Source organism: Arthrobacter sp. Soc17.1.1.1 (assembly GCF_036867195.1).
Lineage (GTDB): Bacteria > Actinomycetota > Actinomycetes > Actinomycetales > Micrococcaceae > Arthrobacter_D.
The window spans coordinates 2,359,077-2,384,363 of sequence record NZ_JBAJII010000001.1 but is presented as its reverse complement, the minus strand read 5'-3'; the positions used below and the strand labels follow the sequence as shown (position 1 = coordinate 2,384,363).

The 25,287-nt window shown below is 71.5% G+C and carries 22 protein-coding genes and 2 tRNA genes; 16 read left to right on the top strand and 8 right to left on the bottom strand.

Annotated elements, in window-relative coordinates; translation table 11 throughout:
* Position 1: 1 nt before the first annotated feature.
* The 3 genes from V6S67_RS11090 to V6S67_RS11080 form a co-directional block, all read right to left on the bottom strand.
* On the bottom strand, positions 2–790 hold the full coding sequence (locus V6S67_RS11090) for an ABC transporter ATP-binding protein (RefSeq protein WP_334210300.1): 789 nt from the start codon (positions 788–790) through the stop codon (positions 2–4).
* Positions 791–929: 139 nt separating this feature from the next.
* Positions 930–1,604 (bottom strand): response regulator transcription factor, encoded by a 675-nt coding sequence (locus tag V6S67_RS11085; RefSeq protein WP_334211578.1) that lies wholly within the window; start codon positions 1,602–1,604, stop codon positions 930–932.
* Positions 1,605–1,782: 178 nt separating this feature from the next.
* Positions 1,783–2,988 (bottom strand): sensor histidine kinase, encoded by a 1,206-nt coding sequence (locus tag V6S67_RS11080; RefSeq protein WP_334210299.1) that lies wholly within the window; start codon positions 2,986–2,988, stop codon positions 1,783–1,785.
* 111 nt (positions 2,989–3,099) lie between these two features.
* Here V6S67_RS11080 and V6S67_RS11075 point away from each other — a divergent pair, with 111 nt between their 5' ends.
* Complete coding sequence (locus V6S67_RS11075) at positions 3,100–4,164, top strand: 3-isopropylmalate dehydrogenase (protein ID WP_334210298.1); 1,065 nt, start codon at positions 3,100–3,102, stop codon at positions 4,162–4,164.
* A gap of 93 nt (positions 4,165–4,257) precedes the next feature.
* Positions 4,258–5,364, top strand: coding sequence for a branched-chain amino acid aminotransferase (locus V6S67_RS11070; RefSeq protein ID WP_334210297.1), 1,107 nt, complete (start codon positions 4,258–4,260; stop codon positions 5,362–5,364).
* A gap of 99 nt (positions 5,365–5,463) precedes the next feature.
* On the opposite strand, the gene V6S67_RS11065 is transcribed toward V6S67_RS11070, so the two are convergent.
* A complete protein-coding gene (locus tag V6S67_RS11065) occupies positions 5,464–7,050 on the bottom strand; it encodes a putative bifunctional diguanylate cyclase/phosphodiesterase (RefSeq protein WP_334210296.1) in 1,587 nt (528 codons plus the stop codon).
* A gap of 471 nt (positions 7,051–7,521) precedes the next feature.
* Positions 7,522–8,562, bottom strand: coding sequence for a hypothetical protein (locus tag V6S67_RS11060; RefSeq protein ID WP_334210295.1), 1,041 nt, complete (start codon positions 8,560–8,562; stop codon positions 7,522–7,524).
* A 206-nt stretch (positions 8,563–8,768) separates the two neighbouring features.
* On the opposite strand from V6S67_RS11060, the gene V6S67_RS11055 reads away from it, so the two are divergent.
* The 8 genes from V6S67_RS11055 (at position 8,769) to V6S67_RS11020 (ending at position 16,374) form a co-directional block, all read left to right on the top strand.
* The gene (locus tag V6S67_RS11055; protein ID WP_334210294.1) at positions 8,769–8,909 is read left to right on the top strand and encodes a hypothetical protein; all 141 of its coding nucleotides are present in this window, start codon (positions 8,769–8,771) and stop codon (positions 8,907–8,909) included.
* A gap of 170 nt (positions 8,910–9,079) precedes the next feature.
* Positions 9,080–9,853, top strand: a complete 774-nt coding sequence (locus tag V6S67_RS11050) for a fumarylacetoacetate hydrolase family protein (protein WP_334210293.1) — start codon at positions 9,080–9,082, stop codon at positions 9,851–9,853.
* A 95-nt stretch (positions 9,854–9,948) separates the two neighbouring features.
* Positions 9,949–11,457, top strand: coding sequence for a glutamate--tRNA ligase (gene gltX / locus V6S67_RS11045; RefSeq protein WP_334210292.1), 1,509 nt, complete (start codon positions 9,949–9,951; stop codon positions 11,455–11,457).
* Between the two features lie 3 nt (positions 11,458–11,460).
* Positions 11,461–12,297 carry an HAD family hydrolase gene (locus V6S67_RS11040; RefSeq protein WP_334210291.1) on the top strand — a complete coding sequence of 279 codons (837 nt, stop codon included), beginning with the start codon at positions 11,461–11,463 and terminating at the stop codon, positions 12,295–12,297.
* 69 nt (positions 12,298–12,366) lie between these two features.
* A tRNA-Gln gene (locus V6S67_RS11035) sits at positions 12,367–12,438 on the top strand.
* A gap of 67 nt (positions 12,439–12,505) precedes the next feature.
* Positions 12,506–12,578, top strand: a tRNA-Glu gene (locus tag V6S67_RS11030).
* Between the two features lie 134 nt (positions 12,579–12,712).
* Positions 12,713–14,515, top strand: a complete 1,803-nt coding sequence (locus tag V6S67_RS11025) for a dynamin family protein (protein WP_334210290.1) — start codon at positions 12,713–12,715, stop codon at positions 14,513–14,515.
* Positions 14,512–16,374: a GTPase gene (locus V6S67_RS11020; RefSeq protein WP_334210289.1), complete on the top strand. Its 1,863-nt coding sequence runs from the start codon at positions 14,512–14,514 to the stop codon at positions 16,372–16,374. The genes V6S67_RS11025 and V6S67_RS11020 overlap by 4 nt, the downstream gene beginning before the upstream one ends.
* A 78-nt stretch (positions 16,375–16,452) precedes the next feature.
* Here V6S67_RS11020 and V6S67_RS11015 read toward each other — a convergent pair whose 3' ends face one another.
* The 3 genes from V6S67_RS11015 to V6S67_RS11005 all read right to left on the bottom strand — a co-directional run bounded on the left by V6S67_RS11015 (position 16,453) and on the right by V6S67_RS11005 (position 18,492).
* Entirely contained in the window at positions 16,453–17,100 is a 648-nt protein-coding gene (locus V6S67_RS11015) for an MBL fold metallo-hydrolase (protein ID WP_334210288.1), read from the bottom strand.
* Between the two features lie 80 nt (positions 17,101–17,180).
* On the bottom strand, positions 17,181–17,771 hold the full coding sequence (locus tag V6S67_RS11010; RefSeq protein ID WP_334210287.1) for a DUF1697 domain-containing protein: 591 nt from the start codon (positions 17,769–17,771) through the stop codon (positions 17,181–17,183).
* Position 17,772: 1 nt separating this feature from the next.
* On the bottom strand, positions 17,773–18,492 hold the full coding sequence (locus V6S67_RS11005; RefSeq protein ID WP_334210286.1) for an IclR family transcriptional regulator: 720 nt from the start codon (positions 18,490–18,492) through the stop codon (positions 17,773–17,775).
* 139 nt (positions 18,493–18,631) lie between these two features.
* On the opposite strand from V6S67_RS11005, the gene leuC reads away from it, so the two are divergent.
* From leuC to V6S67_RS10975, 6 genes are all read left to right on the top strand, one after another.
* Positions 18,632–20,101 carry a 3-isopropylmalate dehydratase large subunit gene (gene leuC, locus V6S67_RS11000; protein WP_334210285.1) on the top strand — a complete coding sequence of 490 codons (1,470 nt, stop codon included), beginning with the start codon at positions 18,632–18,634 and terminating at the stop codon, positions 20,099–20,101.
* A gap of 9 nt (positions 20,102–20,110) precedes the next feature.
* Complete coding sequence (gene leuD, locus V6S67_RS10995) at positions 20,111–20,710, top strand: 3-isopropylmalate dehydratase small subunit (RefSeq protein WP_334210284.1); 600 nt, start codon at positions 20,111–20,113, stop codon at positions 20,708–20,710.
* Between the two features lie 247 nt (positions 20,711–20,957).
* On the top strand, positions 20,958–22,307 hold the full coding sequence (gene murA, locus V6S67_RS10990; protein ID WP_334210283.1) for a UDP-N-acetylglucosamine 1-carboxyvinyltransferase: 1,350 nt from the start codon (positions 20,958–20,960) through the stop codon (positions 22,305–22,307).
* Between the two features lie 13 nt (positions 22,308–22,320).
* Positions 22,321–23,103: a lysophospholipid acyltransferase family protein gene (locus V6S67_RS10985; protein WP_334210282.1), complete on the top strand. Its 783-nt coding sequence runs from the start codon at positions 22,321–22,323 to the stop codon at positions 23,101–23,103.
* Entirely contained in the window at positions 23,100–24,143 is a 1,044-nt protein-coding gene (locus V6S67_RS10980; protein WP_334210281.1) for an NAD(P)H-dependent glycerol-3-phosphate dehydrogenase, read from the top strand. The genes V6S67_RS10985 and V6S67_RS10980 overlap by 4 nt, the downstream gene beginning before the upstream one ends.
* On the top strand, positions 24,140–25,282 hold the full coding sequence (locus V6S67_RS10975) for a D-alanine--D-alanine ligase family protein (RefSeq protein ID WP_334210280.1): 1,143 nt from the start codon (positions 24,140–24,142) through the stop codon (positions 25,280–25,282). The genes V6S67_RS10980 and V6S67_RS10975 overlap by 4 nt, the downstream gene beginning before the upstream one ends.
* Positions 25,283–25,287 lie beyond the last annotated feature (5 nt).

The following is a 25,287-nucleotide window of genomic DNA, read 5'->3' as shown; positions in this document are numbered from 1 at the left end:
GTCAGGCCCCCAGGGTTGCGAGGGCGCTGGAGATGGCGTCCGGCGCGGACTGCTCGAGTTCGCCGACGAGGGCGCCGTCCTTCATGAGCACGATGCGGTCGGCGTAGGAGGCCGCGACCGGGTCGTGCGTGACCATGATGATGCTCTGGCCCATCTCCCGGCAGCTGCGCCGCAGCAGGGAGAGCACCTCGGCGCCCGTCGCCGAGTCGAGGTTGCCGGTGGGCTCGTCCCCGAAGATGACGTCGGGCCGGGTGAGGAGGGCGCGGGCGACGGCGACCCGCTGCTGCTGGCCGCCGGAGAGCTCGTGAGGGCGGTGGGACAGCCGGTCGGCGAGGCCCAGGGTGGAGGTGATCTGCTGCAGCCAGCCGCCGTCCACCGTTCCGCCGGCCAGTGCGACGGGTAGCGTGATGTTCTGCTCGGCGGTGAGTGTCGGTACCAGGTTGAACGCCTGGAAGACGAAGCCGACGCGTTCGCGGCGCAGTCGCGTGAGGTCGGCGTCGGGGAGCCCGGTGATGTCGGTGCCGCCGATCCACAGACGCCCGGTGTCGACGCTGTCGAGCCCGGCGAGGCAGTGCATGAGGGTGGACTTGCCGGATCCCGAGGGTCCCATGATCGCGGTGAAGCGCTCCCGGGCGAAGTCGAGGGAGACGTCGCGGAGGGCGTGCACGGCGGTCTCGCCGCGGCCGTAGCTCTTGGACACGCCGCGGGCGGCGACGGCACCGTCAGCGGGGGAGGAGGACACGGCGAGGGCTCCCGGCGGCACGGCGGGAGTGTTCGTGGAGGTTGTCATGCTCCCACGCTACGGATCGCGGTCCTTCCCGGGATCGGCGCACGGGCCGGGATTCGGGCCCGTTGCCCTCATACCGGGGGATGAGCCGGGGCCTCCCGGCGTACGACCGGGAGCACCCGGTGAAGGGTCCGCCCGACGGTCAGGGCCGGACGACACCCGTCGCGTAGGCCAGCACCACGGCCTGGACGCGGTCCCGCGCCTCGAGCTTCGCGAGGATGTGGCCCACGTGCGTCTTCACGGTCGCCTCGGACAGCAACAGCTGCGCGGCGATCTCCGGGTTGGACAGTCCCTGCGCGATGAGCTCGAACACCTCACGCTCCCGCGGCGTCAGGCGGGCCACGGCCTCGGCCTGGGCGTCCTGCACGGGGGAGGGCCTGCGCAGCAGCGGCGCCACGTGGTCGAGCAGGCGGCGGGTGGTCGAGGGCGCGATGACGGCGTCGCCGCGGTGCACCGTCCGGATCGCCTCCAGCAGCTCCTCGGGAGGGGCGTCCTTCAGCAGGAAACCGCTCGCGCCGGCGTTGATCGCCGACAGCGCGTACTCGTCGAGGTCGAACGTCGTCAGCACCACGATCCGCGGTCCGCCCTTCCCGTGCCCCGCGGCGGACGCACCGGCGAGGATGCGGCGCGTCGCCTCGATGCCGTCCATGCCGGGCATGCGCACGTCCATCAGGACGACGTCGACGCGCGTGGCGGCGAGGGCCCTGACGGCCTCCTCGCCGTTGGCCGCCTCACTGACCACCTGGAGGTCGGGCTGCGAATTGATGAGCATCGCGAAACCGCTCCGCACCAGGTGCTGGTCGTCGACGATCGCGATCCGGATGGATGCGCTGTCGGCGGTGGTGTCGGTAGTGGTGGTGTCGGCGGTGGTATCGGTGGTGGTGCTGTCGTCGGTGGTGGTGCTGTCCACGGTGGTCCTGCTCCTGGTCTCGTCCTGCTGTCGGATCGTGTCGCCCGCGGCTCGTCGCGCGGTGTGCCTGGCTGCCCGGCTCGGCCTAGGCCTGGGTGTAGGGGATGAAGGCCTCCACACGGTAACCGCCGCCCGTGCGCGGGGCCGCCGACACGGTTCCGTCGTAGAGCCGGACGCGCTCGGTCATCCCGATGATCCCCTGGCCCGCGCCGGCCGTCGCGGGGTCGGGTGCCGCGCCGCGCCCGTCGTCGTCGACCGTGACGGCGAGCCCTCGCGCCCCGTACTCGAGGGTCACCTCGGTGGTCGTACGGGACCCCGCGTGCTTGAGCACGTTGGTGAGGGACTCCTGCACCACGCGGTAGGCGGTCAGCTCGGCCCCGAGGGGGAGCTGACCGCGCGGTGTGCCGATACGGCGGCACGCGACGCGCACGCCCGAGTGCCGTACCGACTGGATGAGGGAGTCGACGTCGTCGAGGGTGGGCAGCGGCCGGGTGGACGCGGTCTCGTCGCCGCGCAGCACCCCGAGCAGCCGCCGCATCTCGCGCAGGGAGCCCCGGCCCGTGTCGGCGATGGTGCCGAGCGTCTGCACGGCCAGTTCCGGCGCCTGCGCGCTCGCATACCGGGCGCCGTCGGCCTGCGTGATGATCACCGACAGGGAATGCGCCACGATGTCGTGCATCTCCCGCGCGATGTGGCTGCGTTCGTCCGCCGCGGCGAGGTCGCGCTCCTGCTGCCTCTCCACCTCGAGCCGCCGCGTCCTGTCCTCGAGCGCCTGGTAGGTCCGGCGGCGGGCGCGCGCGAGGTCACCCATCGTCCAGGCCAGGAGGACGAGGGCCTCGACGAGGACGAGCACGATCAGGTACAGCGGCACCGAGGTGAGCGCCGACGCGCCGGCGCCGAGGCCGATCAGGTCGCCGAACCGCAGGAGACCCACGGCCACGCCGACGAGGGCGAGCGCGAGACCGCCGAGGCTCGCCCAGCGCGGGCCGTAGGCGGCCAGGGTGTAGAGGGTGATCAGGATGACGAACTGCGCGGGGACCGGCTCGATCCCGAGGAGGAGCTGCAGCACCGAGACACCGGCGACGATCCCGGCGGAGAGCATCACCCGGGACCGGCGCCACACCAGCGGGACCACCACGGCGAGGGACACCGCGACGATGCCGGCGTACCCCTGCACGCCGCCGGCCGCGAACGGCAGGACCAGGAAGACGAGGATCGCCAGGGCGAGGCAGACGTCCAGCGTCCCGGGGTGGGTGCGCACCCAGTGTGCGAGCCGCAGGTGGATGTCCATGGCAACCAACTCTAGGGCGGGTGGCGCCGTCGCACATCCGACCCTGGGTGGACCCGTCTCACCCTGCGGACGGATTGTCACCCCACCCGGACGCCTTCCTAGGCTGGGACGATGACCGACGCACCGACCGACGCCCCCCGCCGTATCGACCTCGCCGTCATCCCCGGAGACGGGATCGGCCCCGAGGTGACCACCGAGGCCGTCAAGGTGCTGCTCGCCGCCGTCGGCACGGACGTGGACGTCGCGCTCACCGAGTACGAGCTCGGCGCCGAGCACTGGCTCGCCACGGGGGAGACCCTGTCCGACGCGACGCTCGACCGGCTGCGCACGCACGACGCCATCCTGTTCGGGGCCGTGGGGGCGGCACCCGGGGACACCCTCGTACCGTCGGGGCTCATCGAGCGCGAGTTCCTGCTGAAGCTCCGGTTCTCGCTCGACCACTACGTGAACCTGCGGCCCACCCGGCTCTACCCCGGGGTCCCCAGTCCTCTCGCCCACCCCGGCGACGTCGACTTCGTCGTCGTCCGCGAGGGCACGGAGGGCCCCTACACCGGCAACGGCGGGACCCTGCGGGGCGGCACGGTGCACGAGGTGGCCACCGAGGTGTCGCTCAACACGGCGCACGGCGTGGAGCGCGTGGTGCGCGACGCCTTCCAGCGGGCCGCGGGCCGCCGCCGGAAGCTGACCCTCGTCCACAAGCACAACGTCCTCATCCACGCGGGCCACCTGTGGAAGCGCATCGTCGATTCCGTGGCGCTCGAGTTCCCCGAGGTGGAGCACGACTACCTGCACGTCGACGCCGCGATGATCTTCCTCGTCACCGACCCCTCCCGCTTCGACGTGATCGTCACCGACAACCTCTTCGGCGACATCGTGACCGACCTGGCGGCGGCGATCTCGGGGGGGATCGGGCTCGCGGCATCAGCGAACCTCAACATGGACCGCACCGCTCCCTCCATGTTCGAACCCGTCCACGGGTCCGCGCCCGACATCGCCGGACAGCAGATCGCCGACCCGACGGCCGCGATCCTCTCGGCGGCCCTGCTCCTCCGGCATCTGGGCCTCGACGTGCACGCCGCCCGGATCGAGCAGGCCGTCGAGACCGACATCGCCTCCCGGTCGGGCGCGCGCAGCACGACCGCCGTCGGCGATGCCATCGCCGCTGCCGTGTCCTAAGGTGGTTACACATCGTTAACCCAGTGCCGCAGCACTGACCACCGACGGACGACGGCGGCCGCGCCGTGCCGTCCGTTCCAGCGCGGAGGAACCATGACTGCCACCGAAACCCCGTTCGCCCAGCACCTGTCGACCCGCCGCACACCGGTCGAGGAACGGGAGGCGGTGCTCGCGAACCCGGGCTTCGGCAACTTCTTCACCGACCACACCGCGATCGTCGACTTCCGCGTCGACGAGTCCGGTGTCGGCGGCTGGCACAGCGCCCGGCTCGAGCCCTACGGTCCCATCGCCCTGGACCCCGCAGCCGCCGTCCTGCACTACGGGCAGGAGATCTTCGAGGGCATGAAGGCCTACCGCCACGCCGACGGCTCCGTGTGGACGTTCCGTGCCGACGCCAACGCAGCCCGGCTCAACCGGTCCGCAGTGCGCCTCGCGCTTCCGCAGCTGCCCGAGGAGCTGTTCCTGGAATCCCTGCGCCAGCTCGTCGCCGCCGACCAGGACTGGATCCCCTCGGGGGACGGCGAGAGCCTGTATCTCCGCCCGTTCATGATCGCCACGGAGGCGTTCCTCGGCGTGCGGCCCGCGCGCGAGGTGTCCTACCGCGTCATCGCGTCGCCGGCCGGCAACTACTTCGGCGGCGAGGTCAGGCCGGTCGACATCTGGGTGTCCCGGAACTACGCCCGTGCAGGGCGCGGCGGGACCGGTGCCGCGAAGGCCGGCGGCAACTACGCCTCGTCCCTCGCCGCCCAGCTGGAGGCCGAGGCGCACGGCTGCAAGCAGGTGCTGTTCCTGGACCAGTTCAACGACAACGCCGTGGAGGAACTCGGCGGCATGAACGTGTTCTTCGTCTTCCGCGACGGGTCCCTCGTGACGCCGGCCCTCTCGGGCACCATCCTCGAGGGCGTCACCCGGTCCTCGGTCATCCAGCTCGGCCGCGACCGCGGGCTGGACGTCGTCGAGCGCAAGATCACCCTCGACGAGTGGCGCGACGGCGTCGCTTCCGGTGACATCACCGAGGTGTTCGCGTGCGGCACGGCCGCGGTCATCACGCCGATCGGCCGGCTGCGCGACGGCGACGAGTACATCGGGGCCGCCGATTCAACGGCGGGAGAGGTCACCATGTCCATCCGGGGCGAGCTGCTGGGCATCCAGACCGGCGCCGTGGAGGACACGCACGGCTGGCTGACGCGCCTGGTCTGAGCACGCGCCCGGTCTGAGCACGCGCCCGGTCCGAGCACGGCCGACGGCGCCCATCCGCCCCTCCCGGGCGGGCGGGCGCCGTCCCCGTCTCCGGGAGGGTCAGCGGGACGCAGCCCGCTCGGGGCCGTCGACGCCCTCGCCGATGCCCTCGCCGACCCGCAGGTGCCGTGTCGTGGCGAGGAGTGCCCCCGCCTCCTCCGCCGGCAGGGGCCGGCTGAAGTAGTAGCCCTGACCGCTCGCACAGCCCATCTCCCGCAGCTGGGCGGCCTGCTCACGCGTCTCGATGCCCTCGAACACGGCCTCGAGGCCGGCGGCGCGGATGAGCTGCAGGATGGCGGCGACGAAATCCAGTTGGCCGGGCCGCGTGTTGAGCTCCACGAGCAGTGAGCGGTCCACCTTCACCATGCTGACGGGCAGCTCGCGGAGGTAGCTGATGGACGAGTACCCCGTCCCGAAGTCGTCGATCTCGATCCCGACACCCAGCTGCTGCAGGCTCAGCAGCGAGTACATCTCCACCTCCCCGCGCGTGACGATCGCCGTCTCGGTGATCTCGACCACCAGGTTGCGCGCGGGCAGATCGAGCTCGCGGAGGAGCGCACGGATGGAGTCGACGAGGTCCAGCTGCTTGAGCTCGACGGCGGACAGGTTGACCCTCAGCTGGAAGTCGTCGTCGAGGGGGAAGTCCTGACGCCACTGCGCGAGCTGACGCAGGGAGGTCGACATCACCCAGCGGTCCAGGTCGTGGATGACCCCGATCTCCTCGGCGAGCGGGATGAACGTGTCCGGAGGGATCAGACCCCGCAGGGGGTGCTGCCAGCGCACCAGGACCTCGACGCCGAGGATCCGGTTGGTGGCCAGCTCCACCACCGGCTGGTAGTGCAGCACGAGCTCGTCGGAGCTGATGGCGCCGCGGAGTTCCGTGGCCATCTGGCTCCGGAGCTGCCGGGAGTAGAGCATCACCGGTTCGAAGAGCTTGATGATGCTGCGCCCCTCGCGCTTGGCCGCGTACATGGCCGTGTCGGCGTCGAGCAGGAGCTCCTCCGCCGTCTGGTCGGCGGTCCCGAGACGGACACCGATGCTCGCGCGCGCGTGGACGTACAGGGAGTCGAGGCGGATGTGCTCCCCGAGGACCTCGAGGGCCCTGCGCGCGACGTGCATCGCCGTGTCCATGGTGGCGCCGGGCAGGAGGATCGCGAACTCGTCGCCACCGAGCCGGGCCACGACGTCGCTCTCCCTCACCACGCTGTTGAGGCGCGAGGCCACCTCCTGCAGCACCCGGTCACCGGCGTCGTGGCCGAAGCGGTCGTTGACGTTCTTGAAGCTGTCCAGGTCCAGGAGCAGCAGCGCGGGCGGCTGGGTCCCCCGGGCCGCCTGGTTGAGGGCCTCCTCGATGGCGTCCATCAGGGCGACGCGGTTGGCGAGGCCCGTCAGGGCGTCGGACATCGCCATCTTCATCATGTCCAGGTGTGCCTGGCGGAGCATGGCGGTGCGGCTCTCCACGCGCTTCTCGAACTGCTCGTAGACCTGTTCGAGCTCCTCGGCGAGCAGGTTCACGCCGGTGATGACGGCGTCGACCTCGTCCCGGGCACTCGAGGGCTCGATCCGGCTGCTGAGTTCCCCGCGCGAGAGGCGCACGATGCTCTCGACGAGCATCGCGAGCCGGGGATCCTTGTCGTCGGAGCTCATCGGATCCAGCGTACATTCCTGGCGCCGCGGCCCGGATGCGCCGGGCCGGCCGGTGCGGGGCGGGCGGACTGGTGCGGGATGAGATCCGCCGTGCGGACGAGAACCGCTGTACGGACGAGAACCGTCGTCATGCGCTGCCCCCAGGCTGCCGCTGTCGAAGAACGTGGTGAGGGCGTACCGGCCGGGCCGGCGAGCCCGTCGCGCGGCGGGCGGACGCGGAGTGCGCAGCCCACGGTCCGCGTGACGGGAAAAGATTAGCACCGCTCGCTGCCGACGCCGGGACGGTGGGCCGTGCCGTGGTGGCGCTGCGGCGGGCACCCCGGTCAGCAGGAAGTCCCGACCGGGGTGGGAGTAATGGGGGAAAACGCCCAGCCCGATCGGGACCTGTTGATCAACCTACGCGAGGTCGGAGGTGCGTCGCCCGTCCGCGCCGGTCGGGGAATTCACTTGACATCGCGACGCCGGATCGCCTCAGCTCGGTACTTCCTGGATGCCGCGGATCAGCGCGTGCGCGGCCGATGCCCTGTCCTTCGCACCGGACTGGAGGAACAGTCCCTCGCTCACCCTGAAGTTGCCGAGAGCCTCGGTCCTGCTGCCGCGCGCGGAGAGTGCCTGCCCGAGCAGGAGGTGGGCCTGAGCGGCCATGTGCGATGCGAGCAGGTGCTTCCTCTGGATGATGTCTGTGAGTTGGTCGACGGCCGCGTCGAACTGTCCCGTGAGGACCAGCCATTCGGCACGTGTCAGCTTGAGTTCCATGCGATCCCGCTGCGTCCCGCCCACGATCGAACTCGCGAGCTCGGCCCGTTCGATGCACTCGAGGGTCTCGGGTCCCACGGCGCCCGCGGCAAGCCGCAGCGACGCCGAGGCACGGTTGAAACGCGCCCACAGGTCGAGGTCGTTGGTGGGCGAGAGGTTCTCGGCCGCCAGCTGGTGGTACTCCACGCCCTCGGCGACCCGTCCGAGCAGGAAGGCCACGTTGCCGATGGTCCAGTAGGACTGACCCACGTACTTGCTGGCGGGCTGGAGGGGGAGCAGGTCGACGAGGACGAGGCACTCCTGCCAGGCGGCCTCCAGCTGGTCGCTGTCGGCGAGCGCCGCCACCAGTGCATGGCGGGCGTCGATCTCGAGATTGACGTCCTCGTTGCTGCCCATCGCGTCCTCGACCCCCTGTCGGGCGGCGGCGACAGCGAGGGCGAGGTTCCCGGTACCCTGCAGGGCGAGCGAGGCAAGGGTGGAGACTTTCGCGCGCAGAGCCTTCGATCCCTCGGTCAGGGGATGCTTGCCGAGCATCTCGGCCGTCACCAACGACTCCTGCATCTTGCCCTGCTTGCGCAGGCACTCGGAGACGAGGAAGGTGGCGTGCCACCAGCCGAGCTCGTCATGAGCCTGGAGGGCGGCAGCTGCCAGCTCCTCCGCAAGGCGCTGCGCGCCCTCGTAGTCGCGCTGGTTCCAGGCATCGCGCGCCCGGAGTTCGAGCATCAGCCGCTGGCCGGCGGCTTCCTCGTCTGACATGCGCACCTTCGGCTTTCCACGGGGTCGGACTACGCCCCCCATTATTCGGCCTCCGTCAAGCCGCGACCATGCCCCTGAAAAAATGTCTGAAATTAATCGGGAAAAGTGTTACCAAAGTGACTGGTGTGGCTTACGATAAATATCGAACCGCTCGTGGTAGAGGCGGGACTCCACTAGACTGTCGACTGAGCCAAAGGACAAACACCATGAAGCGTTTTACCTCCGCATTCCTTCTCGCCACCCTGCTGGTCACCGGCGGGGCTGCCGCAGCCACCGCCGCCCCTGCGAAGGCCGGCGTCGTAGCACCGGTCTCCACGCTCGACCGCGTCAACAACTGGCCCGGTTAAGCACACTCGGCAGGTCACGGTGATCCGTTAGGGATCGCCGTGAGGTCTCAGCAGGAGAAGCAGGGCTGACACCGCGGGCATCCTCTGGGGAGGGTGCCCGCGGTAGGTCGTTAAGCGGCACTGCCTGCATGGCCCGCGGTCCGGGAACAGCTCGCGCTAGGCTGGGCGACATGCGAATTGCACGCTTTGTCGTAAATGATGACCCACAGTTCGGCGTCGTGGAAGGCCCACCCGGGAGCGAGGAGGTGGCCGTCATCCACGGCGACCCGTTCTACGGAGGCGTCCAGCTGACCGGCGTCCGCCACGCGCTCGAGGACGTCCGGCTCCTGGCCCCCGTCATCCCGCGCAGCAAGGTGGTGGGTGTGGGACGGAACTACGCCGACCACATCCAGGAGATGGGCAGTGACACGCCGGCAGCCCCCCTGATGTTCCTGAAGCCCAACACGTCCGTGATCGGTCCCGGTGATCCGATCATGCTGCCGTCCTTCTCGGACCAGATCTCCTACGAGGCCGAGCTGGCCGTGGTGATCGGCCGCATCTGCAAGGACGTCCCGCTGGAGCGCGTCGACGACGTGGTGTTCGGCTACACCTGCGCCAACGACCTGACGGCGCGCGACGTGCAGAAGACGGACGACCAGTGGGCACGCGCCAAGGGCTTCGACACGTCCTGCCCGATCGGTCCGTGGATCGAGACCGACCTCGACCCCGAGAACCTCGCCATCCGCGGGACGCTCGACGGCGACCTCCGCCAGGACGGCTCCACGAGCGACATGATCTGGGGCGCACGCGAGCTCGTGGCCTACGTGTCGCAGGCGTTCACCCTCCTGCCCGGGGACATCATCCTCACCGGGACGCCCGCCGGGGTCGGCATGATCACCGACGGCCAGCGCTTCGACGTCGACATCGAGGGCATCGGGCGCCTGTCCAACCCTGCGCGCCGCTGAGCCACCCGCCGTCGTGCAGCCCGCCGTCGTGCCCTCCGCACCGGGCACGACGGCGCGCGTCCGACCGGCATGCTCCCACCTAGACTGGGAGCATCATGACTACAGCCGCAGATCTCCCCACCGTCACCGATGCCACGCCCGTCCGGGTCCGCTTCTGCCCGTCCCCGACCGGCACGCCCCACGTAGGGCTCATCAGGACCGCACTGTTCAACTGGGCGTACGCGCGCCACACGGGCGGGAAGCTCGTCTTCCGCATCGAGGACACCGACGCCGCCCGTGACAGCGAGGAGAGCTACCAGCAGCTCCTCGAGGCGATGACCTGGCTGGGCATCGACTGGGACGAGGGCGTCGAGGTGGGCGGGCCGCACGCGCCCTACCGCCAGTCCCAGCGCGGCGAGCTCTACCGTGACGTCATCGAGCGGCTCGTCGCCGCCGGGCACCTCTACGAGTCGTTCTCCACGCCCGAGGAGGTCGAGGAGCGGCACCGCGCGGCGGGCCGTGATCCCAAGCTCGGGTACGACAACCACGACCGCTCCCTGACCGAGGAGCAGAAGGACGCCTTCCGGTCCGCCGGCCGCCCCGCCGTGCTCCGCCTGCGGATGCCCGACGAGGACATCACCTTCACCGACCTCGTGCGCGGGGACATCACCTTCCGCGCCGGCAGCGTGCCCGACTTCGCCGTCGTGCGTGCCAACGGGGCGCCGCTCTACACGCTCGTGAACCCCGTCGACGACGCCCTCATGGGCATCACGCACGTGCTGCGTGGGGAGGACCTGCTGTCCTCGACGCCGCGCCAGGTGGCCCTGTACCGCGCGCTGATCGACATCGGCGTGGCGCAGTACATGCCGCTCTTCGGTCACCTGCCCTACGTGATGGGCCAGGGCAACAAGAAGCTGTCCAAGCGCGACCCTGAATCCAACCTGTTCCTCCACCGGGAGCGCGGCTTCATCCGGGAGGGCCTGCTCAACTACCTCTCCCTGCTCGGGTGGAGCCTCTCGTCGGACGAGGACATCTTCTCCGTGGAGCAGCTCGTCGAGAAGTTCGACGTGCGCGACGTCCTCGCCAATCCCGCCCGGTTCGACCTGAAGAAGGCGGAGGCGATCAACGGCACGCACGTACGGCTCCTCGACCCCGCGGAGTTCCGCAGCCGCCTGCTGCCGTACCTCGCCGCCGCCGGCGTGATCGGCGACGCCCCCACCGAGGACGAGCTGCGCATCGTGGCCGAGGCCGCGCCGCTCATCCAGGAACGCATCACCCTGCTCGGCGAGGCCCCGGAGATGCTCGGGTTCCTGTTCAAGGCCGACGACGCCGTCGATATCGCCGACGACGCCCGGAAGGGCCTGCCGGAGAACCTCGGGGAGGTGCTCGACGCCACGCTGGAGGCCCTGGAGGGGGTGGACAGCTGGGACGCCGAATCGCTGCAGGCCGCACTCCGGGCGGCGCTGGTCGACACCCTCGGCCTGAAGCCGAGACTCGCGTTCGGGCCCGCACGGACGGCCATCTCCGGGCGCAGGATCTCGCCCCCGCTCTTCGAGTCCATGGTGATCCTCGGGCGCGAATCCTCGATGGCGCGCCTGCGTGCCCTGCGCGCGACGGCGGGCTGAACCGTGCCCGCCCCGGACGCGCAGCCGCCGGCCCTGCGGGGCGATGCCGTCGAGGGTGTGCTGTTCGACATCGACGACACCCTCGTGGACCTCGAACAGGCGATGGGGCACACCCTGCAGGCCATCCCCGACCCGGCCCTCAGCCATCTCGGGGATGACGACTGGGTGCGCTATAAGGCGCTGTACACGACCGACCCGCAGAGGCACTACGACCGCTTCCTCGCCGGAGAGCTGACCTTCGAGGAACAGCGGGTGCACCGCATCCGCCATGCACGGGCCGGCTTCACCCCCGAGCCGTTCCTCGGGCGCGTCGCGGAGGCGTGGGTGCGGGCCTACGAGCAGCTGCTGCCGCAGCACGTCCGCGCCTACGACGACGTCGTCCCGCTGCTGGATGCGCTCGACGCGCGGGGGATCCCCTACGGTGCGGTGAGCAACAACGTGCACGACTACCAGCGGGCGAAGCTCGACCGGGCCGGTCTCCGGCGCATCCGGGTGCTCGTCGGCATCGACACGGTGGGGGTCGCCAAGCCGGACCCGGGGATCTACCGCGAGGGCGCCCGCCTCATCGGCGCCACGCCGTCGCGCACGCTGTACGTGGGGGACAACCGGCTGATCGACGCCGTGGGCGCCCGCGACGCCGGCCTGATCGGGGTGTGGCTCGATCGCGCGGGAACCGGACGGCAGCACGGCACGGACTCAGGATCCGCGACCGCGGTGCCGGTAGGCGCGGTCGGGGATGCGGGGGAGTCCGCCCGCGAGGGTGCTCCGACGGCCGCCCCGGAGGTGCCCCGCATCGGCGGCCTGGCGGACGTTTTGCAGTTCCTGCCCTCCGTCCGGTAAAGTTATTTCTCGGCGCGGAGCGGTTACGCGGCCGGAGCCCAGCTGGATCGGGCCTTCGGGAAGTGCCATTGGGGTATGGTGTAATTGGCAACACACTGGTTTCTGGTACCAACATTCTAGGTTCGAGTCCTGGTACCCCAGCGCGGTTCCGTCCTCACGGACGGGATGGCACGAGCAGTACAAAAGAAGTAGTAAGATGGAAAGTACTGGCCCCATCGTATAGCGGCCTAGTACGCTGCCCTCTCACGGCGGTAACGCGGGTTCGAATCCCGCTGGGGTCACGACGGGAACGTCCCGGACATCATCGCGATGGCCGGGACGTTCTGCTTTAACGGTCCGATGACTTTAAAGGTCCGATGACGGGCAGCCCGGCACTGCGGTTCTGGGCGGCGGGGACGGCTGGCATGATGGAGCCATGAGCGCACCCTCCCCGGCCGGCGAAGCCCGCGCGCTGCCGTCGCTGCTGCGGGACGTGAACCACGCCCTCGAGAACCTCGCGTTCCCCCTCGCGCTGCCCGCCTCGGCGGACGCGCGCGCTGCGACCCACGCCGCCCGCGCCCAGCTCGACGACTACATCCTGCCGAGGCTGGCCAGTCTCGACGCGCCCCTCGTGGCCGTCGTCGGCGGCTCGACCGGAGCGGGGAAGTCGACCCTGGTCAACGCCCTCGTGGGCCGACCGGTGTCCGCGACGGGCGCCGTCCGGCCCACCACGCGCCGGCCCCTGCTGCTCCACCACCCCGACGACGCCGCGTGGTTCGACGACACCCGGGTGCTGCCCTCCCTCGGCCGTGTCCGTCTCGCAGGCGATGAGCCCGAGCGGGCAGCAGACGGGGCGCCCTCCGCGACCGCGGGCAGTCCGCACCCGGCGACCGCACCGGGCGCGGACACGCTGCTGTTGCGCCCCACGGCCACGCTGCCCTCCGGACTCGCACTCCTGGACGCACCCGACGTGGACTCCATCGCCGACGAGAACCGTCGGCTCGCCGGCCAGCTCCTCGCGGCGGCGGACCTGTGGCTCTTCGTGACGACGGCGAACAGGTACGCCGACGCGGTGCCGTGGAAGCTGCTGGCCGAGGCCGGGCGGCGCGACGTCCTGGTCGCGATCGTCCTCGACCGCGTGCCACCCGGGGTGGAGGAGGAGATCAGGAGCGACCTGCTGACCCTCCTGACCGCCGAGAACCTCGGGCACGCTCCCATCTTCGTGATCCCGGAACTCCCGCTCGGATCCGGACGCATGCTGCCGGCCGCCGCCGTCGAGCCGATCACCCGCTGGCTGCAGGCACTGGCCGCCGACGCGGACGGGCGCCGCGACATCGCGCGGCGCACCGTCCAGGGGGCGATGCGCGCGCTGGCGGACCGGGTCGACGCGATCGCCGAGGCCGCCGGCCAGGAGCAGGCCGCCGGTGACGAGCTCCGCGCGGCCGTCGACGGCGCCTACCGTGATGCCCTGCAGAACGTGCTCGCCGCCACCGAGGACGGCAGGCTGCTGCGCGGCGAGGTGCTCGCCCGCTGGCAGGACTTCGTCGGCACGGGCGAGTTCATGCGCGGGCTCGAGTCCAGGATCGGGAGGGCGCGCGACCGGGTCAGCGCGTTCTTCACCGGCCGGCCGGCCCCTGCGGCGACCGTGGCCGACGCCATCGGCAGCGGACTGCAGACCGTCGTCGTCGAGCAGGCGGCACGGGCCGACGAGGCCACGCGCCGCCGCTGGAGAGCCGACACGGCGGGCCGGGTGCTGCTGGGGGACCTGGCACCGTGGCGTGCCGAGGAGGTGTCGGCCGAGGTGGCACGCGAGATCCGCGCCTGGCAGGAGGACCTCCTGCAGCTCGTCCAGGCCGAGGGCGCCGACAAGCGCTTCACCGCGCGCATGCTGTCCTTCGGGGTCAACGCCATCGCCGTGGCGCTGATGGTCGTGGTCTTCGCCTCCACGGGCGGGCTCACCGGCGGTGAGGTGGGCATCGCGGGTGCCTCGGCGATCGCGGGGCAGAAACTCCTCGAGGCGGTTTTCGGCGACGACGCCGTCCGACGCCTCACCGCCACGGCACGCGACAACCTGTCCACCCGGGCGGAGGGCCTCTTCCGGCGGGAACGGGAACCCTTCGACCTCCGCCTCGAGCCCGTGAGCCGCCAGACGCCGGCCGAGACGCTGCGGGTCCTCGCCCGCCAGCTCCGCACGGCCCTGCCTGCCGGGCAGCGCACCGCGACCGGGGACGACGCATGAGCGGACACCGCGGAGCGACGGCGGAGACGCCGATCGCCGAGGCCCTCACGGGTGCGCTCGACCGGCTGCAGACGGCCTGCGAGCTGGGACGCGACCGCCTCCCCGACGATGCCGCGGCGCGCCTGGACGCGACCCTGGAACGCGCAGGGACGCGCCGCTCGCTGTCGGCGGACCATACCGTCGTGGGGATCTTCGGCCCCACGGGCAGCGGCAAGTCCTCCCTCGTGAACGCCCTCAGCGGTACCGGAGCCGCGCGGGTGGCGGCGCGGCGCCCCACGACGTCCGAGCCGCTCGCCCTGGTCTGGGGACGCCAGGGCAGCGACGAGCTGCTCGACTGGCTCGGGGTCCGTCAGCGGGTCGAGCTGCCCGAGGGCGCCCCGCTCGTGGGCGGGTCGGCCGGGACGGGCCACGAACCGTCCGCGACTGCGGACCCCGACGGACAGCCGATCGGCGACGTGCCGAGCCCTCGGGCCCAGGCAGCGCCCGAGGTGGACCCGGACTCCCCGACACCCGGCGCCGCGGCGCCGGGCCGGCGGGGATTTCTGGGCTGGCGGCGGCGACGCCGGGCCGTGTCCTCGGGGACCGGGGCGGCCCCCGAGCCACCTGCCGTCGCGACCGGCACGGGGGCCGGACTGATCCTCCTCGACCTCCCGGACTTCGACTCGACAGCCCGCGCACACCGCGAGATCGTGGAGCGGCTCGCGGGGCAGGTGGACGTGCTGCTCTGGGTCGTCGATCCGCAGAAGTACGCCGACGCCGCCCTCCACCACGGGTTCCTGCGCGGCCTCGCGAACCACGACGCGGTGACGCTCGTGGCACTGAACCAGGCGGACCGGCTCGGGGAGCAGGACCTCGGAGACGTCACGGCGTCGCTCGCCGGCATCCTCGAGGGCGAAGGCCTGCGGGGTGTCACCGTATTCCCGGTGTCCGCGCTGACCGGCCGAGGCGTGGATGAGCTCGCCTCGGCGGTCAGGGACCTCGCGGAAGGCCGTGCCGCAGCCACCCGGCGCATCGCCGCCGACGCCGCGCGCGCCGCGGACGAACTCCTGCCCTTCGTCGCGGAGCAGCCCGTCGCCGCACCGTCGGATGAGGCGAGGACCACGCTCGCGCAGGGGCTCGGGACGGCAGCCGGCGTCCCCGTCGTGGTCGACGCCGTGCGATCGGCGTACCGCCGCGATGCGCACGCGGCCACGGGCTGGCCCGTCACGCGCTGGCTGGGGAGATTCCGGGCCGACCCGCTGCGGCGGCTGAACCTGCGACGGCAGGACGTGGTGCCCGAGGTGCGGCGTTCGTCGCTCCCGCTCAGCCAGCCGGCCCAGCGCGCGCGGGTGGATCAGACGCTGCGCGTCTTCGGCGACGAGGTGGCGCACGGCGTCGTCGAGCCCTGGCACACCTCCATCCGCGACGCATCCCGCGGCACCGCCGATGACCTCACGGACGCGCTCGATGCCGCCGTCACGACGGCTGACCTCGAGACCGGACGGCGCGCGTGGTGGCGGATCTTCGGTGTGCTCCAGTGGATCGCCTTCGCCGCACTCGTCGCGGGGCTCGTCTGGCTCGGCGTCCTGGCCGTGCTCGGTTTCCTCCAGCTGCCCGCGATCGACGTCCCGCGCGTGGAGGGCTTCCCCGTGCCCACCCTGCTCATTCTCGGCGGCGCGGGGTCGGGCGTCCTGCTCGGCGTCCTCGCGGCGCTGCTCGCCCGGTGGGGTGCTGCGCGGCGCGCGGCGCGGGTACGACGGCGGCTCCTGGCCGCGTGCGCGCAGGCCGCCGAGGACATCGCCGTCGTCCCCGTGGAGGACGAGGTGGACCGGTGCAACCGGTTCCGTGCCGCCGTCCTCGACGCGCGTCGCATCCGCTGAGCGCGGTTCCGGCAGGGGCCCGCTGCGGCGCGGGAGCCGGTGTCAGGCGGTGGCCGCCCGGCGGCGCGGGAGCCGGTGTCAGGCGTCGCGCCGGGCGACCCTGGCGACGTCGCTGTGCCCCGAGCAGACCCAGTCCACGGAGCCCGCGCCGATGCGCTCGGCGAGCAGCCGGACGCTGCCCGCCGCCGTCGGCCGGTCGTCGATGAGGATCGCCGCGAAGTCGCCGAGGGCGCCGTCCGGGGCGACCCGGGCGGCATCCCCGGTGAAGAGCACGCCGCGCCACTGGTAGGCGTAGTGCCCGGGCGTGTGCCCGGGTGTGGGGAAGTACGCGAGGCCCGGGAAGATCTCACCGGAACCGGTGAGTTCCTGCGCGCCGTCGGGGAGCGCCACGGGGACGATGCGCTGCAGCGCCCTGCGGAACAGGGTCCGCGGCCTGGTGCGGCCGCGGAGGATGTCGGCGTCGGCGGCGCCGATCCACACCGTCGCCCCGAGGGTCTCCCGGAGCCGCTGCGCCGCCTGCGCGTGGTCGACGTCGTAGTGCGTGAGGACGATGTCGGTGACCGGACCGGTCGTCGCCTCGGCGGCACGGAGCTCGGCGACCACGCCGTCGAACCCGGAGGACATGCCGGGATCGACGACCGCCGCCCGGCCTGCCGCGGCCACCACGAAACCGTGCGAGCCCTTCTGCCGGTCGAGCTGGTAGCAATCCTGACCGATGAGGCGCATGGGGTCTCCGGGTCCTTCGACTGGTTCTGGGTGGTGCCCGAACACTACCAACCCGGAAGCCGCCTCCGGCCGGCCGCGGTTCAGGCGAGCAGGCGCAGGACCCTGCCCAGGGTGTTGATGTTCCGGGTGGTGGACGTCGCCGCGTACCGGGTGCGGGCGAGGAGCCGGGCGAGGGGCACCTCGGTGGACTGCCCCCTGGGGGAGAACCAGCCGATGGCGGTGCCGCCTGTGAGCACGGCGGGGTGCAGGTCCGCGCTCCGTGCGTCCTCGAGGAATGCAGCGAGCTCCGCGGTCCCGGTGAACAGGGTGACATAGGTGTGGACGCCCTGGACGCCCTGGACACCGGTACCGCCGGGCGGTGGCGGTGGCGGTGGCGGGACGGAGGCGGTGATCGCACCGAGCTCGGCGGCGCCGACGACGATCACCCAGGCGGTGTAGCCGAAGCGGGCGCCCAGGGCCCGCTCGACGCTGCCCTTCAGGGCGGCGGGTTCCAGGGCGGAGGAGCACGTGACGTTGCCGCTGGCGAGCACCGTCGCGACGTCGCTCACGGGAAGTTCCGCGAGCAACTCGCGCAGCTCCGCCATCCGGACCGTCACACCGCCGACATTGACCCCGCGCAGGAAGACGGCGTACCGGCGGGATGGCGCGTCGGGGACGAGGTCCGCCGGCACGTCAGTCGGCCGCCGATCCGACGGCGAGTGTCAGCTGGCGTGCCGCGTCGGAGACGACCTCCGCGTGGATGCGGCCCGGCTGCCGGGTGAGGCGCTCCATCGGGCCGGAGATCGACACGGCCGCGATCACCCGCCCGGACGGGCCCCGCACCGGCGCGGAGACCGACGCCACGCCGGCCTCGCGCTCGCCGAGGCTCTGCGCCCAGCCGCGCCGTCGCACCCCGGCCAGGACGGTCGGGGTGAACCGCGCGTTCTGCAGACCCATGAGCAGGCGGTCGTGGTCCTCCCAGGCGAGCAGGCACTGGGCGGCCGAACCGGCCTTCATGGACAGCTGGGTGCCGACGGGGATGGTGTCGCGCAGCCCCACGGGGCGCTCGGCGGAGGCCACGCACACGCGCCAGTCGCCCTGCCGGCGGAACAGCTGGGCGCTCTCGCCCGTCGCGTCCCGCAGGCCGAGGAGCACCGGACCCGCGGCGGCGATCAGGCGGTCCTCGCCGGCCGCGGACGCGAGCTCGACGAGCCTGCTGCCGAGGACGAAGCGGCCCTGGATGTCCCGGCCCACGAGGCGGTGGTGCGCCAGGGCCAGGGCGAGGCGGTGGACCGTGGGCCGGGCCAGGCCGGTCGAGGCGACGAGCTGGGCCAGTGTGGTGGGGCCGGCCTCGAGGGCGTCGAGCACGAGCGCGGCCTTGTCGATCACGCCGACACCGCTAGAATTGTCCATAGGTTGATACTGCCGTCTCAGTATCTGAGACGCAACCCGTCGGACTGGCCCTCGTCGCCGGGCGCTGGTTGAGTAGCAGCCATTGGTCCTGCCGAGCCCCACCGGGCCCGGCCCGCCGGAACAGAGAAGGACGGTCGCCATGGGCAAGACACTGGCAGAGAAGGTCTGGGACGCGCACGTGGTCCGCAAGGGTGACGTCGTCGGCGCGGAGGCGCAGCCCGACCTCCTCTACATCGACCTGCACCTGATCCACGAGGTGACCTCGCCGCAGGCGTTCGAGGGTCTCCGCCTCGCCGGGCGGCCGCTCCGCCGGCCCGACCTCACGATCGCCACCGAGGACCACAACACGCCCACGCTGGACATCGACAAGCCGATCGCCGACCTCACCAGCCGTACGCAGATCGAGACCCTCCGCGCCAACTGCCGCGAGTTCGGCGTCCGCCTGCACTCGCTGGGCGACGCCGAGCAGGGCATCGTCCACGTGGTCGGACCCCAGCTCGGGCTCACGCAGCCCGGCCTGACCGTCGTCTGCGGCGACTCCCACACCTCCACGCACGGTGCCTTCGGCGCGCTCGCGATGGGGATTGGGACCTCCGAGGTGGAGCACGTCATGGCCACCCAGACGCTCTCGCTGAAGCCGTTCCGGACCATGGGCATCACCGTCGAGGGGACACTGAAGCCCGGCGTCACGTCCAAGGACATCATCCTCGCGGTCATCGCCAAGATCGGCACCGGAGGCGGCCAGGGCTACGTCCTCGAGTACCGGGGCTCGGCCATCCGCGCCCTGTCCATGGAAGCGCGCATGACCATCTGCAACATGTCCATCGAGGCCGGGGCGCGCGCGGGCATGGTGGCCCCGGACGAGACCACCTTCGAGTACCTCAGGGGCCGCCCCCACGCTCCCGAGGGCGCGGACTGGGATGCCGCCGTCGCGGACTGGCGGGAACTGCGCACCGACGACGACGCCGTCTTCGACGCCGAGGTGTTCCTCGACGCGGACGAGCTCGAGCCGTTCGTCACGTGGGGCACGAACCCCGGCCAGGGGGTCTCGCTGTCCCAGGCCGTGCCCTCTCCCGACGACTTCGCCGACGAGAACGACAAGGCGGCCTGCAACCGGGCGCTGGACTACATGGCCCTCGAACCGGGCACGCCAATGAAGGACATCCGGGTGGACACCGTCTTCCTCGGCTCCTGCACCAACAGCCGTATCGAGGACCTCCGCATCGCCGCGGACATCATCCGGGGGCGGCAGAAGGATCCCGCCGTGCGGATGATGGTGGTCCCGGGGTCGGCGCGCGTCCGCCTGCAGGCCGAGGCCGAGGGACTGGACCGCGTGTTCAAGGACTTCGGTGCCGAGTGGCGGTTCGCCGGCTGCTCCATGTGCCTCGGCATGAACCCCGACCAGCTCGCCCCGGGGGAGCGGTGCGCGTCGACGTCGAACCGGAACTTCGAGGGACGCCAGGGCAAGGGCGGGCGCACGCACCTCGTCTCGCCCGTCGTCGCGGCCGCCACCGCCGTGCGCGGCACCCTGAGCTCGCCGTCCGATCTCGCCCCGCAGCCCGGCACGGGCGCGCACGCCGCTCCCGCCTCGACCGTCCCCGCCGCCTAGGAGCCCGCCATGGAGAAGATCACCACGCACACCGGCATCGGTGTCCCGCTGCGCCAGAGCAACATCGACACCGACCAGATCATCCCCGCCGTGTACCTGAAGCGCATCACCCGGACCGGGTTCGAGGACGCGCTGTTCGCCGGCTGGCGCAAGGAGGAGGACTTCATCCTCAACCGCGAGCCCTACTCCCGCGGCACCGTGCTCGTCGCCGGCCCGGATTTCGGCACCGGTTCCTCCCGCGAGCACGCCGTGTGGGCGCTGAACGACTACGGCTTCCGGGCCGTGCTGTCCTCGCGGTTCGCGGACATCTTCCGCGGCAACTCGGGCAAGCAGGGACTCGTGGCGGCGCAGGTGGCGCAGGACGACATCGAGCTCATCTGGAAGATCCTCGAGAACGAGCCGGGCGCCACGGTGACGGTGGACCTCGTGTCCCGCAGCGTGCAGTGCGGATCGGTGAGCGCGCCCTTCCAGATCGACGACTACACGCGGTGGCGCCTGCTGGAGGGCCTCGACGACATCGGACTGACCCTCCGCCAGGAGGAGCACATCACGGCGTTCGAGGCCGGCAGGCCGTCCTGGAAGCCCACCACGCTGCCCGTGCGCACCTGACCCTGCGCGGGTCCGCGCGCCCCGGGTGCGGGCCCGGATCGCCCGCCCGGTCGCGGCCCGGTGTAGCGCGTGTCACGTCCCGTTCCGCCGCTGGAAGGAATGACGACGCACCCGCGCCTGTTCTTCCCCAGTGAACAGGGAGTGCACGTCGTACCCTTGTATTTCTGTCTGCCGCGCGGTGCTCCTATGCTTGGTACGAGCATTTTCGTGTCCGCGGGGGTTCAACGTATGAGGAAAATAGGTATTCATGGGTAGCGTTCTGACCATCCGCGGCGGCATCCCGCTGACCGGCAAAGTCTCCGTCCGCGGTGCGAAGAACCTGGTGCCGAAGGCGATGGTCGCCTCCCTGCTGGGCAACACGCCGTCCATCCTGCGGAACGTCCCCGAGATCAAGGACGTCGACGTCGTCACGAGCCTCCTGCAGCTGCACGGCGTGACGGTGACCAAGGACCCGGTGACGGGCGATCTCACCATGGACCCGGTCAACGCGAAGATGGCGATGTCCAAGGACATCGACGCCCACGCCGGCGACTCGCGCATCCCCATCCTCTTCTGCGGGCCCCTCATGCACAGCATCGGCGAGGCCTTCATCCCCGACCTCGGCGGCTGCAAGATCGGCGACCGCCCGATCGACTACCACCTCGAGGTCCTCCGCAACTTCGGCGCCGTCGTCGACAAGCGCCCCGGCGGGATCTCCATCTCCGCACCCAAGGGCCTCCACGGGGCGAAGCTCACCCTCCCGTACCCGAGCGTCGGCGCGACGGAGCAGGTGCTCCTCACGGCCATCCGCGCGGAGGGGATCACCGAGCTCTCCGGTGCCGCCGTCGAGCCCGAGATCATGGACCTCATCGCCGTACTGCAGAAGATGGGCGCCATCATCACCGTGCAGACCGACCGGGTCATCCGGATCGAGGGCGTCGCGGAGCTCACCGGGTACAACCACAAGGCCATCTCCGACCGCAACGAGACGGCCTCCTGGGCCTCCGCGGCGCTGGTCACCAAGGGCGACATCTACGTGGAGGGCGCACGGCAGCTCGACCTCACCGCGTTCCTCAACACCTACCGGAAGATCGGCGGTGCCTTCGACGTGGACGACGAGGGCATCCGCTTCTACCACCCGGGAGGGCCGCTGAAGCCGCTGGTGCTGGAGACCGACGTGCACCCCGGCTTCATGACCGACTGGCAGCAGCCCCTCGTCGTCGCCCTCACGCAGGCCGCCGGCGTGTCGATCGTCCACGAGACGGTCTACGAGCAGCGCTTCGGCTTCACGGAGGCGCTGATCCGCATGGGCGCCAACATCCAGCTGCACCGCGAGTGCCTGGGCAGCGTCCCGTGCCGTTTCGGGCAGCGCAACTTCCTCCACTCCGCCGTCATCTCCGGGCCCACGCAGCTGCGCGGCGCGGACATCGACATCCCGGACCTGCGCGGCGGCTTCAGCCACCTCATCGCGGCCCTCGCGGCCGACGGCGTCTCGCGCGTCACCGGGATCGAGCTCATCAACCGCGGCTACGAGCGCTTCCAGGACAAGCTCGAGGGCCTGGGTGCTGACTTCGACGTCACGGAGGACGCCCCGGTTCCCGCCGTGGTCTTCTCCTAGGCGGCCCGGACCGATGGGGGAGTCCCGGGGCTCACGGGTCATGTTCACGTTCCTCGCCTCCTGGGTGAGGCCGCTGATGAACGCGCTGATGGCGAAGGAGTGGAACGGGCAGGAACACCTGCCCCGCGGGACGGGCATGATCGTCTGCCCCAACCACGTCACGGAGATCGATCCCGTGGTGGTGGGCCACTTCCTGTACAACCAGGGCGTCATGCCGCACTTCCTCGCGAAGGCGTCGCTGTTCAAGGTGCCCGTCATCGGTGGCATCCTGCGCACCATCAAGCAGGTACCGGTGGAGCGCAGCTCGGCGGGCGCCAACCGCTCCCTCGAGGCGGCCCGCGAGGCACTGGCCGACGGCGGGGGCATCATCATCTACCCCGAGGGCACCCTGACCCGCGACCCGGACATGTGGCCCATGAAGGGCCGCACGGGCGCCGCCCGCCTGGCGCTCCAGACGGGCGCCCCCGTGGTGCCCCTCGCGCACTGGGGCGCCCACGAGGTGTTCCCCCGCTACGCCAAGCGCTTCTACCTCTTCCCCCGCAAGCGCTCGCGCGTGCTCGTCGGCGAACCCGTGGATCTCTCGGACTTCGAGGGCGCCCCGCTCACCAGGACCACGCTCGACGCCGCGACCGAGCGCATCCTCGACGCGATCACCGTCCTGCTCGCCGAACTGCGGGGCGAGCAGCCGCCCGCGGAGCGCTGGGATCCGGCGCAGAAACAGCCGAAGGATCTCGGCCGCCGGGTCGGGAACCCGGACGACGACCCGGATGCATCGCGGCACGGAGGACGGTCATGACCGGGAGCCCCAGGACGGCTCCGCCCGCGAAGATCGCCGTGCTCGGCTCCGGCAGCTGGGGGACGACCTTCGCGAAGGTCCTCGCCGACGCCGCGGCCGGGACGCCGGTCATGCTCTGGTCGCGCCGGGCCGAGGTGGCCGACGAGATCACCGCCGAGCACCGCAACTCCCGGTACCTCGGTGACACGCGGCTCCCGTCGAACGTGTCCGCGTCCACGGACGTGGACGCGGTGCTGGCGGGGAGCAGCCTCGTGGTCATCGCCGTACCGGCCCAGACCCTCAGGGCGCAGCTCCCGGCCTGGCGTCCGCTCATCCCGGCCACCGCCGTCGTGGTCTCCCTCATGAAGGGCCTCGAGGTCGGCACCGACGCGCGCATGAGCGAGGTCATCGCCGAGGAGCTCGGGCTGCCGGCGGAGCGCATCGCCGTGCTGTCCGGGCCCAACCTCGCCATGGAGATCGCCCGCGAGGAGCCGACGGCGTCCGTGGTGGCATGCCCGGACCACGACACGGCCACGTGGATCGCCGCGGCGTGCACCGCCTCCTACTTCCGCCCCTACACCTCCACCGACGTGATCGGCGTGGAGATCGGCGGGATCGTCAAGAACGTGATCGCCCTCGCCGTCGGCATCTGCGAGGGCCGGCGCATGGGCGACAACACGAAGGCCTCCGTCATCACCCGCGGCCTCGCGGAGACCACGCGCCTCGCAGTGGCACTCGGCGGCAAGGCCGAGACGATGGCCGGCCTCGCAGGGATGGGCGACCTGATCGCGACCTGCTCCTCGGCCCTGTCACGCAACCACACCGCAGGCCACCTGCTCGGCCAGGGCCTCACGCTCGAGCAGGTCACGGTGCGCATGAACCAGACCGCGGAGGGCATCAAGTCGGCGCACGCCGTCCTCGACTCCGCCACCAAGCTCGGCGTGGACATGCCCATCACCGAGAGCGTGGTGGCCGTCCTCCAGGGGCGCCTGTCCGTCAACGACCTCGGACCGCGCCTGCTGTCCCGCAACCTCAAGCCGGAAGGCAACCCCGCCACGTGACCACCGAGACGTCCGCCCCCACCCGCAAGCCCCGCGTCCTCGTGCTCTTCGGGGGCCGTTCGAGCGAGCACGCCGTCAGCTGCGTCACCGCCGCCGGTGTCCTCGAGGCGATCGACCGGTCCCGCTACGACGTCGTGCCCGTGGGCATCACGAAGTCCGGCCAGTGGTCGCTCGTCTCGGCGGACCCCTCCGCGTGGTCGCTTCGCGCCGACGTGCTGCCCGAGGTCACCGCGACCGAGCAGGCCGTGGTGATGGGGTCGGCGACCGGCGGCGGTTCCGGCCAGGAGCTGCTCCTCGCGGCCCCGGGATCCGTCCCCGAGAGCCTGGGCGGCGTCGACGTGGTGCTGCCGCTGCTGCACGGGCCCTTCGGCGAGGACGGCACGCTCCAGGGCATGCTGGAGATGGCCGACATGCGGTACGTCGGGGCCGGGGTGCTGGCGTCCGCCGTCGGCATGGACAAGCACTACATGAAGGTGCTCTTCGCGGCCGCCGGGCTCGAGGTGGGACCCTACGAGGTGATCACCGACCGCCAGTGGCGCGTGGATCCCGCCGCCTGCCTCGCGCGCGCCGAGGGCCTCGGCTTCCCGGTGTTCGTCAAGCCGTCCCGCGCCGGGTCCTCCATGGGCATCAGCCGGGTCGACGATGCGGCAGGTCTCCGGGCCGCCGTCGAGGCCGCCCGGGTCCTCGACCCCAAGGTGGTTGTCGAGGCGGGGATCGAGGGCCGCGAGATCGAGGTGGCCGTCCTGCAGGGGCGCGGCCTCGAGGCGCCGCGCACGTCGCTGCCGGGCGAGATCGCCATCCAGCCCGGCGACCATGCCTGGTACGACTTCGAGGCCAAGTACGTCGACGGCGCCGCGGCCGAGCTCTCCTGCCCCGCCGACCTGCCCCCCGACGTCCTCGAGCGCGTCCAGCTGCTCGCCGGGGAGGCGTTCGAGGCGATCGGCGGCGAGGGGCTCTCACGGGTCGACTTCTTCTACACCCCCGACGGCCGCCTGGTCATCAACGAGATCAACACCATGCCCGGTTTCACGCCCATCAGCATGTACCCGCAGATGTGGGCCAAATCCGGCCTCGGCTACACCGAGCTGATCGACGAGCTGATCGGCCTCGCGCTCAACCGCACCACCGGGCTGCGCTGACCCGC